Origin of the sequence: Acetobacter okinawensis JCM 25146, assembly GCF_000613865.1 — a bacterium.
GTDB lineage: Bacteria > Pseudomonadota > Alphaproteobacteria > Acetobacterales > Acetobacteraceae > Acetobacter > Acetobacter okinawensis.
On record NZ_BAJU01000007.1, the window covers coordinates 80,692 to 94,932 of the forward strand.

10 protein-coding genes, 3 pseudogenes and 1 riboswitch are annotated in these 14,241 nt (G+C 60.5%); of the genes and pseudogenes, 8 read left to right on the forward strand and 5 right to left on the reverse strand.

Translation table 11 applies throughout. The features are described from left to right. Nucleotides 1–117 precede the first annotated feature (117 nt). Genes JCM25146_RS05440 through JCM25146_RS05450 form a run of 3 tightly spaced genes read left to right on the forward strand, consistent with a single transcriptional unit; the run spans nt 118 to nt 2,629 of the window. Nucleotides 118–1,032: a metal ABC transporter solute-binding protein, Zn/Mn family gene (locus tag JCM25146_RS05440; protein WP_025826437.1), complete on the forward strand. Its 915-nt coding sequence runs from the start codon at nt 118–120 to the stop codon at nt 1,030–1,032. Next, nucleotides 1,029–1,835, forward strand: coding sequence for a metal ABC transporter ATP-binding protein (locus tag JCM25146_RS05445; RefSeq protein ID WP_025826439.1), 807 nt, complete (start codon nt 1,029–1,031; stop codon nt 1,833–1,835). Before JCM25146_RS05440 ends, JCM25146_RS05445 begins: the two co-directional genes overlap by 4 nt. Next, nucleotides 1,835–2,629, forward strand: coding sequence for a metal ABC transporter permease (locus JCM25146_RS05450; RefSeq protein ID WP_025826441.1), 795 nt, complete (start codon nt 1,835–1,837; stop codon nt 2,627–2,629). Before JCM25146_RS05445 ends, JCM25146_RS05450 begins: the two co-directional genes overlap by 1 nt. Nucleotides 2,630–2,655: 26 nt before the next feature. Here JCM25146_RS05450 and JCM25146_RS24475 read toward each other — a convergent pair whose 3' ends face one another. Both JCM25146_RS24475 and JCM25146_RS05460 read right to left on the reverse strand, forming a co-directional pair. Continuing rightward, on the reverse strand, nt 2,656–2,787 hold the full coding sequence (locus JCM25146_RS24475; protein ID WP_257640961.1) for a hypothetical protein: 132 nt from the start codon (nt 2,785–2,787) through the stop codon (nt 2,656–2,658). A 12-nt stretch (nt 2,788–2,799) separates the two neighbouring features. Continuing rightward, nucleotides 2,800–3,333 carry a flavin reductase gene (locus JCM25146_RS05460; RefSeq protein WP_025826443.1) on the reverse strand — a complete coding sequence of 178 codons (534 nt, stop codon included), beginning with the start codon at nt 3,331–3,333 and terminating at the stop codon, nt 2,800–2,802. Between the two features lie 61 nt (nt 3,334–3,394). Here JCM25146_RS05460 and JCM25146_RS05465 point away from each other — a divergent pair, with 61 nt between their 5' ends. After that, nucleotides 3,395–4,414: an enoyl-CoA hydratase/isomerase family protein gene (locus tag JCM25146_RS05465; protein WP_025826445.1), complete on the forward strand. Its 1,020-nt coding sequence runs from the start codon at nt 3,395–3,397 to the stop codon at nt 4,412–4,414. Nucleotides 4,415–4,507: 93 nt separating this feature from the next. Here the strand turns inward: JCM25146_RS05465 and JCM25146_RS17475 are convergent. From JCM25146_RS17475 to JCM25146_RS05480, 3 genes and pseudogenes are all read right to left on the reverse strand, one after another. Further along, a pseudogene (locus tag JCM25146_RS17475) lies at nt 4,508–5,106 on the reverse strand (acetate uptake transporter). Nucleotides 5,107–5,298: 192 nt separating this feature from the next. Further along, complete coding sequence (locus JCM25146_RS05475; protein ID WP_035372043.1) at nt 5,299–7,521, reverse strand: FUSC family protein; 2,223 nt, start codon at nt 7,519–7,521, stop codon at nt 5,299–5,301. A gap of 10 nt (nt 7,522–7,531) precedes the next feature. Further along, entirely contained in the window at nt 7,532–8,005 is a 474-nt protein-coding gene (locus JCM25146_RS05480; RefSeq protein ID WP_025826449.1) for a MarR family winged helix-turn-helix transcriptional regulator, read from the reverse strand. Nucleotides 8,006–8,186: 181 nt separating this feature from the next. Further along, a riboswitch (cobalamin riboswitch) is annotated at nt 8,187–8,423 on the forward strand. A 177-nt stretch (nt 8,424–8,600) separates the two neighbouring features. Here JCM25146_RS05480 and JCM25146_RS05490 point away from each other — a divergent pair. The 4 genes and pseudogenes from JCM25146_RS05490 to JCM25146_RS05505 form a co-directional block, all read left to right on the forward strand. Next, entirely contained in the window at nt 8,601–9,041 is a 441-nt protein-coding gene (locus JCM25146_RS05490) for a DUF1636 family protein (RefSeq protein ID WP_025826451.1), read from the forward strand. Further along, nucleotides 9,038–10,088: pseudogene (gene cobW / locus JCM25146_RS17480) on the forward strand (cobalamin biosynthesis protein CobW). The gene JCM25146_RS05490 and the pseudogene cobW overlap by 4 nt, the downstream one beginning before the upstream one ends. Nucleotides 10,089–10,101: 13 nt before the next feature. Next, nucleotides 10,102–13,549: pseudogene (gene cobN / locus JCM25146_RS17485) on the forward strand (cobaltochelatase subunit CobN). 3 nt (nt 13,550–13,552) lie between these two features. Beyond that, nucleotides 13,553–14,241 (forward strand): cobyrinate a,c-diamide synthase (locus JCM25146_RS05505; RefSeq protein WP_025826453.1); only part of this gene is annotated, 689 nt, incomplete at its 3' end.

Below are 14,241 nucleotides of genomic sequence, written 5' to 3' on the forward strand. Positions count from 1 at the left end.
TCTCTTATTTCTAGCGTAAACGAGCCAGAAGGGGAAGGCCAGTCATGCGTGATGAGGTGACGGACGTGCGGAAGTAATGTAATATTATTACATATCATTGATTGGGGCATCAGCATTATGGTTTTTCCGGTTCAGAAAAAACAGGGTTTTTGGCTAAAAACCGCTTTTTTGGCGTTGAGTCTGGTGGGAGCACTCGGGTTTGGGTCCGGGGTAGTACAGGCTGCCGCCAAGATGCCCCTTGTCGTGGCGGCAGAAAATACGTGGGGGGATATTGCCGCCCAGATTGCCGCACCCGATATGCGGGTTGTGGCTATTTTGTCCTCCCCGACCGTGGACCCGCACGAATATCAGGCCACTCCCGCTGATGCGCGTCTGATTGCCGCAGCAGAACTGGTTGTGGCTAATGGCGCCGGGTACGATTCGTGGGCCGATAAGCTGGTGGCGGCATCTGGTCTGCTGCCTGCGCGCTATGTCCGCGCCGACTCGTGGCCCGGTTGGGAGGAAGGTGGCAACCCGCATCTGTGGTTTAACATGGAGGCGGTCAGTGCGTTTGTGACGCACTTTGCCGAAGCCTGTGCACACATCGACCCCGAACACGCTGACGGTTATTCAGGACGTGCCGCCAAAATGCAGATGGCCATTCAGGCAATCGAGGCGCATGCCGCGTTGTTGAAGACCCATGTCGCGGGCATGCATGTGGCTGCGACCGAGCCCCTGTTTACCCCACTTGCCGATCTTCTGGGTTTGCAGATGGATGAGCAGGCATTCCAGCTTGCCATCATGAACGATGTGGAACCTGCTCCTTCCACCATTGCAAAGTTTGAAAGTGACCTGAAAGAACACCGCCTGAAAATGCTGGTCTATAACCAGCAGGTGGAAGAACCTTCAGTCCGTCACCTGCTGGAACTGGCCCAGCAGTCCTCTGTGCCAACGCTGCCGCTGTCAGAAATGCTGCCCCCCCACAAGCACTGGCAGGTCTGGGTGCATGACATTCTGGTCCAGACCGGCCAGCTGCTTGGAGTGCAGCAATGATGACACCGGCCATCAAGGCCGAGCAGCTCAGTGTTTCATACGGTGGGCGGCGTGTGCTTGATCAGGTCAGCTTTGCCATCCCTCCCGGCAGTTTTGTGGCTGTGCTGGGGGGGAACGGCGCGGGTAAGACGTCCCTGTTCCGCGCCATTATGGGTTTGAGCACGCCAGAGCGGGGTTCTGTGCTGGTAGAGGGGCAGCCCGTTGGCAGAGGGTGTATGCCTGTGGGGTATATGCCCCAGATGCGCCGTATGGTGGCCGGGCAGATTAGCGGGTGGCACATGGTGGCTGCCGCCTTGCAGGGGCGGGCATGGGGGCTACCGTGGTGTTCGGCCCATGCGCGGGCGGAAGTTGATGCCGCACTTGATGCAGTGGATGCGCGTGAATTGGCTGCGCGGCCTGTCATGTCCCTGTCCGGGGGGGAGCGGCAGCGGCTTTTGCTGGCGCAGGCCCTGCTGGACCATCCGCGTATTCTGTTGCTTGATGAACCACTGGCCAGCCTCGACCCCGCACGCATGCGTGAGACAACGCGCAGGATATACGATCTGGCGCGCCAGCGGGGTCTGACGGTGCTGTTCTCTACCCATGACATTAACCCGCTCATGGGTTTTATGGACAGTGTGCTTTATCTGGCGCATGGCAAGGCATTGCTGGGAAGTGTGGATGATGTCATGACGACTCCGGCCCTGAGCGCGCTGTATGGTGCGCCGGTGGAGGTTGTGCGTGCGAATGGACGCCTGTTTGTAGTAGCCGACGGCGGGGGGGATACCCTGCATTGTTGTGACTGTGCGGAGCACACGCGCTGATGTTTGCCTACGAGTTTATGCGCACGGCGTTTGTGGCCGCGTTTCTGGCGGCGTTTGTCTGTGGCCCTGTAGGGTGGTTTCTGGTGCTGCGGGGGCAGAGCTTTGCCAGCCATGCACTCTCGCATGTCGGTTTTGCTGGTGCTGCGGCTGCGCTGTTGTGGGGGCAGCCTGCCTTGCTGGGTTTTGGGCTGAGTGCGGTTGTCAGCGGTATGGGTATGGGAGTGGCAAGCGACCGGGTGGTCGGGCGTGATGTCATGATCGGGCTTGTACTTTCCCTTGCCATGGGTACAGGGGCTTTGTGCCTGCATTTTCTGACCCGTTCAGCCGGAGCCGCAACGGCTTTGCTGTTTGGTGATATTCTGGGCATTTCCCCCTCCAGCCTTTACTGGCTGGCGGCTCTGGCTGTTGGCTGTGTGGCAGCACTTGCGGTGATCAGCAGGCCATTGCTGTTTGCCTCGCTCCAGCCAGAGGTGGCGGAGGCCAGAGGTGTAAACCTGCGCCTGCTGGATGTGCTTTTTCTGGCTCTGGTGGGGATTGCCTCGGCCATGTGCTCGCAGATTACGGGCGTTTTGCTGGTGTTTACGCTTATGGTTGCCCCCGCAGCGGCCAGCCTGCGGCTGGGCTTTGGCCCCATGTCTGGCATGGGGGTGGCTTTTTGCCTTGCCCTGATTGAGGCATGGGGTGGGCTTTACCTGTCATGGCTGACAGATTGCCCGGCATCATTCTGGATTGCGTTGCTTGGCAGCGTGGTCTTTGCCAGTGCCAATGGCGTGGCCCACCTGCGCGGGCGTTAAACTCCGGGCAGGTGGGGAGTGATGGCTTAACTCAGCAACCAGCTCAGGCACGTCCCGGCAACAACAGATGCGGTCAGTGCGGCATACAAGGCCAGCACCATCTGGTTCTGCGTGGCGGGAATGGCCAAGGCACGGCTTTGGGAAGATTTACGGACCATCACTCATGCTCCTCATATAAACAGGGAGGCAATGCCCTCAGTCAGGCAGCCTTCAGCCTGATGACAAGGAAGAGAATGGTACCTGCGGTTGAAATAAACAAGCCCTTCCGCATTATCGTGGCTCACAAGAGCCTGTACTACGCCAAAAATAACACTATGGGTGCCGACTTCCACAATCTGGCTGATCTTGCAGTCAAAGCTGGCGGCGGCCTCCTGTAGCACGGGGGCCCCTGTTGCCAGCGTATGCCAGTGACCCGTGGCAAAACGCTCCGCCATTGTGTTCGGGCTTGCAAAGTGGTTGGACAGGTCCTGATGGCTGGATGTGAGCACATTGACGCATAGAGGCCCCCCTTCACAAAAAGCGGAGCGTGCGCGGCTGGTGCGGTTCAGGCAAACCAGCACTGTGGGAGGGCTATCTGTTACCGAACATACGGCAGATGCGGTAAATCCGATCGGGTTATCCAGCGTTCCTGTTGTTACAATATTCACAGCCGCACCAAGTCTGGCCATGGCGTTACGATAGGCACTGGTCTCCGGAGCCAACATCTGCTGTCCTCATCCAACGGTTAATGGCTACGTGTTTGTGCATGAAACAAAGAGGAAAGCAATGATAGAGGACGTCCTTTCCGGCACGGCATGCGTGCAAACAGCCCGGCTTGGGCATCTGGGCCGTATCATTCTGGATAAGCCCGGACGGCTGAATGCGGTTGATCTGGAAATGGCGCAAGGTATTGAACGCGCCCTTACGGCCTGGCGGGATGACCCGCAGGTGCAGTCCGTGCTGATAGAGAGCAGCGCGCCCCGCGCTTTCTGCGCCGGGGGGGACCTTAAGGCCATACGGGGTGTGCTGCTGGCTCAAGGCCCTGATGTGGCGTTTGACCTGATGAACCGCGCTTACCAGACCATGCTGCATATTGCGCAGTACGCCAAACCTGTTGTGTCGTTCATGGATGGTATTGCCATGGGCGGCGGCGTGGGCTTGGGCGGGCATGCCCGGTATAGGGTGGTCACAGAACGCTCTGTTGTTGCCATGCCCGAAACATCCATAGGTCTGGTGCCAGATGCCGGTGGGTCATGGCTTTTGTCACGGGCTCCGGGTGGTGCCGGGTTGCGGCTGGCGTTGACTGGTGGTCGCATGGAGGCAGCACAGGCTGTAGCCATGGGCTTTGCCGATTACATGCTCCCCTCGGCGGAACTGGATACGCTCCGCAATAGGCTTGCTACCGCTGCGGCAGAGGATGTGTTTGCATCTTTGCCCCTGGTGCCTCCTTCCGTACAAAGCCCGGCAATGGCGGAATATGACCCCCAAGCATCCCTTGGCCAGATTATGGAACGGCTGGAGAGCGCGCTCCATCACAGTGCGCAGGCTGACAGGCAGGACCTGTCACGCGCCTGCCCGACCTCCATTGCCGCAGCATGGTATGGCTGGCAGGCAGCCCGTAGTGCGCCCTCATTGCAGGAGGCGTTTGCTGTGGAAGGGCGGCTGGTGCGCTACATGCTCGGGCGTGCAGATTTTGCAGAAGGGGTGCGCGCACGTCTGATTGACCGTGACAACGCTCCCATATGGCAGCCCGCACGCCTTGAGGATGTGGATGTTACGGCACTACAGGCTGTGCTCGGAGCGTAAGGGGGCAGGGGAGCCTGCAACACACGCGCTCCCCTGCCCGTGCAGAATGCTGGGCAGGGGAGGTGGTTGGGGTGTTTGTGAGAGGGGGAAGGGTCAGGCCCGGGTCGGTGTGTAAGGTCCTACAGGCAGAACAGCACATTTGAACTGGGCTTCCAGAATTTCAGCCGCAGCAAGGTAAACGGCAGACAGGCCGCAGATCAGTCCTTCATAACCGGCAATAACGGTCAGCCCGGGCTGTTCCAGCAGGTCTCCCAGCCCAAGCAGGGCAAACAGAATGACCAGCGTGCCAAAAATAACCTGATGTGCGCGTGTAGCCCGCAGTGTGCCAAGGAACAGGATAAAAGTGAACAGCCCCCACAGCAGCAGGTAACTGCCAACCAGTGCGGGGGAGCTGGCGGGGACAATGCCCGTGTGCGGCATGGCGATCAGGGCTACCAGTGTCAGCCAGAATGCACCGTAGGAAATAAAGGCGGTCATACCAAAGGTGTTGCCCACGCCATATTCCAGAATGCCCGCAATAATCTGGGCGCTCCGCCAAAAAGCAGACCCATGGCCAGAATGGCGGATCCCATGGGTACAAGTCCGGCATTGTGGAGGTTCAGCAGAATGGTGGTCATGCCAAAGCCCATAAGGCCAAGGGGGGCGGGGTTGGCGCGTAGAGGTGTATGGAGAGCTGTGTCGGTTTGAGCCATGGTGTTTCTTCTTATGGAAATTAATGTAATGGCTCGGTTATAAGTGGCTTTGTCAGGCGGAGTTCCCATAAAAAATATATTAATGCCGTAAAAACTATTTTATAAAATAAATCTGTAAAGTTTTATGCTCTCTGAAATTTGTTTTTTACAGTATTTTTATCATTTCCCATGCTGTTATCCAGTAATGGCCTACTACGCCGCAGGGTGGGCGGAAACAGAAGCAGTGGCCTGCGGCCTGTCCTCGGGGATGTGGATGGGACCATGGTCGTGGAAAAAACCGGGGACCGAGAGAATAATACTGGCCGCCTGTTCCAGGCAGGACAGGGTTCTGTCGCGCGTCAGGGATAATCCTGTCTCTTGTTCGGGCATGGTCCGTATGGCCAGTGCTGCCTGCTGGAGTGCACGGGCTGTTTGCTCCGGGTTGTGGCGCAGGTGTGCAAAGGCGTTCAGGGCGTTTGTCAGTGTTGCGTGGGTCTGCGGGTCCAGTGTTGCGTGAGCCGCATTCCATTTGAGCCGGACAATCAGCCTGCCAAGGGAGAGTGATGCAAAAGCGGCATCCGTATAGCCTTGGCGGTCTATGTTGGCGGGAATAAAAGACAGGCGCATCATCAGGCGGGAAATTTTCTGGAGTTGCATGCCTTCCCACGCCACCCATGGTTCGGTGCGGGCATAGGGGGTGCGTGCCAGTTTTTGAATACTGCGGGTCAGGGATGTAACAAGTCGCGCAGCATCCAGCCTGTGGTCGGCAGGCAGAATAACCCGAAAAACTACGGCCAGCAGGGCGCAGGCGACCAGAATGCTCATCCAGTTGTTGGTCAGGCTCAGGTCATCATAAACAATCGGGTTATCTACCGAGAGCATCATGGTAAAAAAGACCGCATACCCAAACGCACCAATGCTGTAGCGGGGGTGGAACTGCAACCACACGCCCGGTAGCAGGAACAGGCACAGACTCAGCCATAGCAGGGGGTAGCCATCTATGCGGGGGAGCGCCAGCGTATGGCACAAAAACCCCATGGGAATGGCCAGCATGGTGCCAGCCGCCATCATGGGACTGGCCTTGGCGGCGGAGGGGGTGGTGGACAAAAGGCTGGATGCGGCAACGGTGTAAATAATCAGCAGCGGGCCAGAACTCCAGTGCAGTACATACCATAACATGCCTGCCAGCAGGGCAATAAAGCCCCCGCGCACGCCGTTGCGCAGTGCTGTTGGCCATTCAAGGTAAGGCTGGATGTTGGCTTGGGTGCGGTCTGGGCGCAGGCTGGTCAGGTCATGTAGTGCCAGGTCCATCTGCACCAGTGCGTCACGTGTGTTGTCCAATGCTGCCAGTGTGGTGGTGTTGGTGGTCTGGCGGGCAAGCTGTTCAAGTGTTTTAAGCGCGTCATGCAAGCAGGTGGAGAGTGGGGTGGCATTTGTCAGCCAGTCGGGCTGTTCGGTTAATTCCAGCACGCGGCCCAGTGTTTGAGCCACCAGAATATGCACGGCTCTGGTCTCGTCCTCCCCGGCGGAAAAAGTCAGCCAGTAAGGATGATAGCTGACAATCAGCCCGGTCAGGCGGCTTAGGCACAAACGCAGGTTACGCACGCGGTTTTGCATGTCCGGGTCGTCTGCTGCGGCAAATTCTATGGCCGGGGTCAGACCCGCCATGTTGGCCAGAAGCTTGCTGCGGCTGTCATAGATCGGCTGGCCCAGCCCCCGAAAGGCCGTGTTGGTGGCCTGTGTTTTCTGCTCCTGTTGCTCCAGAGTGCTGATAACCGTGTTTTCCAGCGTTTGCGGCGTTACACGTTCACTTTCCGCTTTATGGAAAGTCCTTGCATGGAGCACAGTTTCTCTGAACGCCTGCCCAAGCTTGTAGAGTACTGTGCTGGGCTTGCGCGGGGATGTCACCATAAACACGCAGGCCGTCACCACAATGCCTGTAGCTACAACCGACAGACGACTCATGGCGGACAAAAAGATGCCGTCCGGGTTTGCAAAGGCAGGAGCTGCAATAATAACAATCGTATAGCCGGTTAGCACAGCCGCATAGGCACGGAAGAACCGCAGGAACGTGGCCACCATGCAGGCAAGACCCACAAAGACGGACAGGGTGGCAAAATACAACACGGGGGATTGGACAAAAACGGCCATGACCCCAACGCTGATACCCGCACCAATCAGCGTGCCAATAAGACGCCACACACTCTTGGACACCATGGCCCCCACCGTGGGGTTGGCCACGATCAGCACCGTTGTTGCAGCGCTAAGGGGGGACTGGAGCTGAAAAACAAATGCCAGAAAAAGGGCAATCCCGATTGAGAGAAACACACGCAAGGTATAGCCCGCCGTCGCCAGCAGGCCATTCCAGCGTGCATCGTTCGCAAAAACTGCCGGGGCAATGCGGTTGTTCACCCAGTGTGCCAGTGTGGTGGGCATGCTGGGCGTATCAGATTGTGAGGGCATGGTGCGCTTCAAGCAGGGTAGAAAGGGAGTGTGTGAGGGTGCGGGCCTCGGCGGGGGGGAGTGCGCGCCGGATGTCACGCTCGAGTTCGGCGGCAATATGGTGGAAGAGCCTGCACTGCTCCTGCCCGGCCTCTGTCAGGAACAGGCGTTTGGCACGGCGGTCATGGGTATCGGGTTTGCGGGTTATCAGCTTCTGCTTTTCCAGCAGGTCCAGAATGCGGACCAGTGCCGAGCAGTCTATGTTCATGGTCTGGGCAAGGTCGCGCTGCGTGGCGCCTTCGGGCAGCATCCGCAGGTAGGCCATGGGCCGCATGACGGCAAGCGTCATGCCATGCGGGCGCAGGGCCCGGTCCAGCCCGGTGCGCCACAGTGTTGCCAGCCGCATGACCCTGAAGGTGAGCGCCATGCCGGGGAAGTGGGTTTCGTCCAGTTGGGGCATGGTGCGCTGGTCAGTCATGCAGGTCCATTAGGTTAGTGTCATTATAGTTGATATAAAAACTATCTGGCGGCAAAATAAGGCAACATGTGTTGTGGGTCAATCATGTTCCATGTTTTGCAGTGCCGGGGTCGGGGGCTTATGCATGCCGGTCGGGACGGCTGCGTGGCCGTATGTCTTGAACCAGCCCGGTTTTGTGTGCATCATGCCCGGACTTGATGGTGCCCCTTGACCGGGGTGAAAAGGGAAGATCGGTGCAAAGCCGTCGCTGCCCCCGCAACTGTAAGTACCCATCACGTTCCGCCCGAACGCAGTTCGGGGGTAAGCCACTGCCTCCCCAACTGGGGGCGGGAAGGTACGGAGCGGTGCCGCGCACGGGCCACAGGCCAGGCTGGCAGGGTACAAGCCAGGAGACCTGCCATCGCAAGTCTGGTAAACCATTCCTATGTGGAGTGGGTGAGTTCTGGCGTTGTCTGCTGGCGGGGTGCCCGGCAGGCACGGATGCACGACTGGGTGCGTTTTCTTTGCCGCATGCGTGGCAGAGGGCTGGGTGTAACTGCCCCCGATATCTGGCCAGCGTGCTTTTTCAATGGCGCATGGCCTGCTGGAAAAACGCATGACCGCGCAACCACTCCCGCTTTCTTCGGTCGGTAATCCGGCTGCTGCAGGCCCCCCCGTGCTGCATGTCTGTGTGACGTGCCGGCAAGGTGGCCCTGCCATGGACTGCCCGCCGGGCGCGCAGTTGCTGGAGCGTTTGCAGGATTTGCTGGAGGCGGAACGTCTGGCAGGGCAGGAGCCGTCCGCCACGCTGCGTCCTGTGGCCTGCCTTGCCGCATGTGATCGGGGATGCACGGCAGCCATAGCCATGCCCGAGCGCTGGACATGGCTGCTTGGCCATCTGGGGGCTGAAAAGGCAGAAGATATTCTGGCCTATGCCCGCCTGTATGCGGCTTCGGCCAAAGGCACTGTCATGCCATCCCGCCGTCCCGCATCCTTGGCCGATATGGTGCTCGGGCGTGTGCCTGCACTCCTTTATACTGAACAGGAAGAACCATGACTGCTGCCAAAACGCGTGTGCCCGTCACCATTATCACCGGGTTTTTGGGGGCGGGTAAAACAACCCTGCTCCGCCATCTGCTCAACCGCGCACAGGGGCACCGCATTGCCGTGGTGGTCAACGAGTTCGGCTCGCTCGGGATTGATGGCGAAATCCTGCGTGGTTGCGGGGTAGAAGGCTGCCGGGATGAAGATATTGTGGAGTTGACCAACGGGTGCCTGTGCTGCACCGTGGCAGATGATTTTTTACCCACGATGGAAGCTCTGCTGGACCGTGCTGACCCGCCCGAACATGTGGTGATCGAAACATCAGGGCTTGCATTACCCAAGCCTTTGCTCAAGGCCTTTGGCTGGCCCACCGTGCGCAACCGCATGACCGTGGATGGCGTGGTGGCGGTTGTGGATGCGCCTGCCGTAGTGGCAGCGCTTTGCTGATGACCCGCAGGCCGTGGAAGCCCAGAGGGCGGAAGACCCCTCCCTCGACCATGACAACCCTTTGGCAGAGGTGTTTGAAGACCAGATCAATGCTGCCGATCTGGTAGTGCTGAACAAGACGGACCTGCTGGACGCTGCACAACTGGATGCGGTGGAGCAGGATATTCGCAGCCATGCTCCCCGTCCCGTGCAGATTGTGCGGGCAACGGAAGGCAAGGTGGACCCCGCCGTGCTGCTTGGCATTGGTGCTGCGGCAGAGAGTGACCTTGCAGCCCGTCCCTCCCACCATGATGCAGAGGATGGCGAACATGAGCATGATGATTTTGAGAGCTTTGTGGTTGTCGTGCCTGAACAGCCAACGCTCGACCAGTTCCTGACCCTTTTGCAGAATACGGCGCGCAGCTTTGATGTGCTGCGTATGAAAGGTTTTGCAGCTGTGGCAGGCAAGCCCATGCGGCTGGCGGTGCAGGGCGTGGGTAGCCGCTTCCGGCACGAGTTTGACCGCCCCCTGAGTGCGGGAGCAGAGCGCACGGGCCGCATTGTGGTTATTGGTCAAAAAGGGCTGGACGCCAGCGCAATCGCTTCCGCACTTGCGGGCCATCTGGCCACGTAAGGGGCTCAGGGGCATGCACCTTCTGGTCCGCGAAAGCCGCACCTTGGATGAGCAGGACACTGCCGAGGATCTGGGGCTGCCCGGAGCGGATATAGTTGTCCTGTCTTTTACGGAGAGCGACCTGCTGGGCCTGCGCCATGCAGAGCAGCAACTCCGCGCGCAGGGGCATGCCTGTCTGCCCTCCGTGCAGGTGACAAGTCTTGCCCGCCTGCGACACCCCATGTCGATCGACCTGTATGTGGAGAGCACACTGGCCGCAGCCAGATGCGTGGTGGTGCGTCTGCTGGGCGGTGTGGACTACTGGCGCTACGGCGCGGAAGAGCTGGCGCTATGGGCGCGTGAGCAATCGGTGCCTGTGGTGTTTCTGCCCGGTCACACAGGGGGTGTGGGGGGCACTGGACAACCTTTGACGGAGGATGATACCCGTCTGGCAGACCTGTCTTACGGTGTGCAGGCGGAGCAGCGCCAGCGTCTGGGCGGTTTTTTTGCCCAAGGCGGGCCGCAGAACATGCAGGCCGCCTTACGGCTTATGGCGGTCCTTGCCGGAACAGGGGGTGATGACGGCGCACAGCCCCGGCCCTTGGCCGCATGGGGTGTTTATCGCACTGTGCCTGCAACGCAGGGAGGCAACGGAACAGGGGCTGCCTGTTCTGCGGTTATTGTGTTCTACCGTGCGCATCTTCAGGCAGCGGACATGGCGGGAGTGGAGCGTCTGGCCGAGGTGCTGGCCGGGCAGGGCTGTGCGGTGGAACTGCTGTTTGTGACCTCGCTCAAGGACCCGGAGGTGGCGCAGGGTGTGGCGGAATACCTGCGCAGCACACGGCCTGATGTGGTCCTGAATGCCACCTGTTTTTCTGCGCGCGGGGTGGATGGTTTTTCCCCTCTGGATGGGGCCGTGGCGCCTGTCCTGCAACTGTTGCAGCCGGGGAGCACGCAGGCGTTGTGGGCTGAGAGTGCGCGTGGGCTGGCCCGCTCCGACCTTGCCATGCAGGTTGTGCTGCCGGAACTGGATGGCACAATCGCCACATTTCCCATTTCTTTCCGTCAGGAGGCGGCACCGGGGCTGCCGGCACGGCGTGTTGCGTATGAGCCGGGTATTTGCATGGTTGCGGCCCGTGCCATGGCGTGGGCGCGGTTGCGGCATATCCCTGCGGCACAAAAGCGGGTTGGCATTGTGCTCTCCGACTATCCGGGCGCGGGGCTTGAGCAGGCAGGGGCGCATGTGGCCCATGCCGTTGGGCTGGATGGGTTTGCCAGCCTGCACAATATTGTCCAGCACATGCACGCGCAGGGGTATGGGGTGGGGGAATTGCCCGTGCCAGCGGCGCAGGATATGGCCCGGCTTATGCTCAGCCAGCCTGCACAGGCAGTTTTGCCCATGGCGGTGTACAAGGCCCTGTGCGCAGAACTGGATGCGGATTTTATGGCCTCCGTGACAAGGGCATGGGGTGCTCCGGAGCAGGACGCGGCGGTAAGGGACGGGGTATTTTATCTGCGTTACGTCACGCTGGGGGCCATTACCCTTGCCATACAGCCGGACCGGGGCCGGAGCGAGAACCGCAAAACTCTCTACCATGACCCGGACGTGCCGCCATGCCATGCCTATGTGGCGTTTTACCTCTGGCTGCGCTGCAAGCAGCAACTGGATGTGCTGGTGCATCTGGGCACGCATGGCACATTGGAGTGGCTGCCGGGTAAGGCTACGGCTCTGTCCCCCGCCTGCGCCCCTGCGGTGCTGACGGGGGCCTTGCCGGTCATTTATCCCTTCATCGTCAATAACCCGGGCGAGGCTGCGGCGGCGCGCAGGCGTCTGGGGGCGGTGACCATCGGGCATATGACGCCCCCGGTCATGCAAAGCAGCCTGTCGGGTGAGATGCATGAACTCGAACGCCTGATTGATGAATATGCAGAGGCCGATGGGCTGGACCCCCGCCGGGGGGCTCTGCTGCGGGCGGATATTCTTGAACGTGCCGCCCGTACGGGTGTGCTGGCCGAGAGTGGCGTCAGAGCCGCCGATCTTGATGAGACGGAGGCTCTGGCACGGCTGGATGCCTATTTGTGCGATGTCAAGGACCTGCAAATCCGTGATGGGCTGCATATTTTTGGTAAAACGGCTCCGCGTGGGGCCGCTCTTGTCCAGACCATTGCGCAGGCCTGTGGCCGGGGGCAGGACCCGGCATTTTTGAGTGATGTAACGCAGCGCGTGAACCTGTGCGGCAAGGCGGAAATGGATGCCCTGCTCGCCGCTCTGGCCGGGCAGCCGGTTGCCGCCGGGCCTGCGGGAGCGCCCACACGTGGGCGGATTGATGTGCTGCCAACAGGGCGCAATCTTTTTACGGTGGACCCGCGGGCCTTGCCCACACCCTCCGCCGTAGTGCTGGCTGGCCGGATGGAGCAGGTGCTGCTGACCCGCCATTTGCAGGAGCATGGTGAACACCTGACCCGGTTGGTCATGGATATGTGGGGCTCGGCCAGCCTGCGCACGGGGGGGGAGGATCTGGCTCTGGCCCTGCGTCTGATGGGGGTGGAGGTCCAGCGTGCGGCTGGTACGGGACATGTATGCGGCTTTGAGGTTATTCCCCTGCCTGTGCTCGACCGCCCGAGGTGGATGTGACACTCCGTATTTCCGGCCTGTTCCGGGATGCATTTGCCGAGCAGATTGCCCTGTTTGATCAGGCTGTCAGCGCCGTGGCCGAGCGGCGTGAGCCCGATGCGTGGAACCCGCTGGCAGCGCAGGTCCGGGGGCTGGAGGGCGCTGCCCGCAAGCGTGCGAGTGCCCGTATTTTTGGTGCGGCTGCGGGGGCGTATGGCACAGGGGTGGAGGAGCATCTGCTCCACGGCACATGGGCCACTCAGGCAGACCTTGGTGCCGCTTGGCTGGAAGGGTCGTCGTGGATGTATGGCGGTGGGCGTGAAGGCACGCGTGATGAGGCAGCCCTGTCCACCCTGCTGGGCCGTGCCGAGACCGTGCTGCATGTGCAGGACAGCGCCGAGACTGATCTGCTGGAAAGCCCGGATATTGCCGCGCACGAGGGCGGGCTTGCGGCAGCCAGCCACATGGCGGGGGGAGCGCCATCGGTCCTGCATGGCGATACCTCGCGCCCGCAAAGCCCCCGCCTGCGGGCAACAGCGGATGAAGTGGCCCGCATTGTGCGTGGCCGCCTTGCCAACCCGCAATGGATAGAGGGCATGCAGCGGCATGGCTACGCAGGTGCTGCCGAGCTGGCACGTGGCTGGACGCCCTGCATGGTTTTGCAGCCACCATGCCCCAGCGTTTTGACAGGCAGTTTGACCTTGTGTTCGCAGCGACATTGGGCAACGCAACGTGCGATGCATTTTTGCGCAATGCCAGCCCCGCCGCGCGGGAGGCCATGCGCCAGCGCTTTGCCGAGGCCCTGCAGCGCGGCCTGTGGCACCCGCGTGGCAACAGTGTTGCCCATGTGCTCGATGGGGATGAATAAGACATGACAACACGGGCCATTATGGTTGCGGCCCCCCGTTCTGGCGGGGGCAAAACAACACTGACCCTGGCCCTGCTGGCGGCCTTTGGCAGGCGGGGTTTGCGGGTTGGCGCGGTCAAAACCGGGCCGGATTACATAGACCCGGCTTTTCATGCGGCCATTACGGGGCGGCCGGGCCTTAATCTGGATAGCTGGTGCATGCCCAACCCGCTGTTGCATGGGGTTATGGCCGCAGCATGTGAGGATGTGGATCTTCTGGTCGTGGAATCGGCCATGGGGTTGTTTGATGGCCTGTCCCTGCCTGACGGGGAGCGGGGTGCTCCGTCCGATATTGCCGCGTTTTTTGGCATTCCGGTTCTGCTGGTGCTGGATATGTCGGGGCAGGGGCAATCTGTGGGGCCTATTGCTCAGGGATTTGCGCGCTGGTCGGCTGATGTGCGGGTGAGTGGCGTTGTGCTCAACCGGGTGGCGTCTGCGCGGCATGAGCGTCTGGGGCGCGAGGCTGTACAGGCGGCGGGCCTGCCTGTGTATGGCGCGCTCATGCGGCAAGGTGGGCAGGTTCTGCCAGAGCGGCATCTGGGCCTTGTGCAGGCTCGTGAGCACGGCAATCTGGCTGGCTGGCTGGCAGACCTTGCGGACAAGGCGGAGCGGGAGCTTGATCTGGATGGTATTTTGTCTGCTGCTGCACCGCT

Excerpts from the sequence above, each read along its gene's own strand:
- JCM25146_RS05440 (WP_025826437.1), top strand. The coding sequence starts at position 118 with ATGGTTTTTCCGGTTCAGAAAAAACAGGGTTTTTGGCTAAAAACCGCT.
- JCM25146_RS05445 (WP_025826439.1), top strand. The coding sequence starts at position 1,029 with ATGATGACACCGGCCATCAAGGCCGAGCAGCTCAGTGTTTCATACGGT.
- JCM25146_RS05450 (WP_025826441.1), top strand. The coding sequence starts at position 1,835 with ATGTTTGCCTACGAGTTTATGCGCACGGCGTTTGTGGCCGCGTTTCTG.
- JCM25146_RS24475 (WP_257640961.1), bottom strand. The coding sequence starts at position 2,787 with ATGGTCCGTAAATCTTCCCAAAGCCGTGCCTTGGCCATTCCCGCCACG.
- JCM25146_RS05460 (WP_025826443.1), bottom strand. The coding sequence starts at position 3,333 with ATGTTGGCTCCGGAGACCAGTGCCTATCGTAACGCCATGGCCAGACTT.
- JCM25146_RS05465 (WP_025826445.1), top strand. The coding sequence starts at position 3,395 with ATGATAGAGGACGTCCTTTCCGGCACGGCATGCGTGCAAACAGCCCGG.
- JCM25146_RS05475 (WP_035372043.1), bottom strand. The coding sequence starts at position 7,521 with ATGCCCACCACACTGGCACACTGGGTGAACAACCGCATTGCCCCGGCA.
- JCM25146_RS05480 (WP_025826449.1), bottom strand. The coding sequence starts at position 8,005 with ATGACTGACCAGCGCACCATGCCCCAACTGGACGAAACCCACTTCCCC.
- JCM25146_RS05490 (WP_025826451.1), top strand. The coding sequence starts at position 8,601 with ATGACCGCGCAACCACTCCCGCTTTCTTCGGTCGGTAATCCGGCTGCT.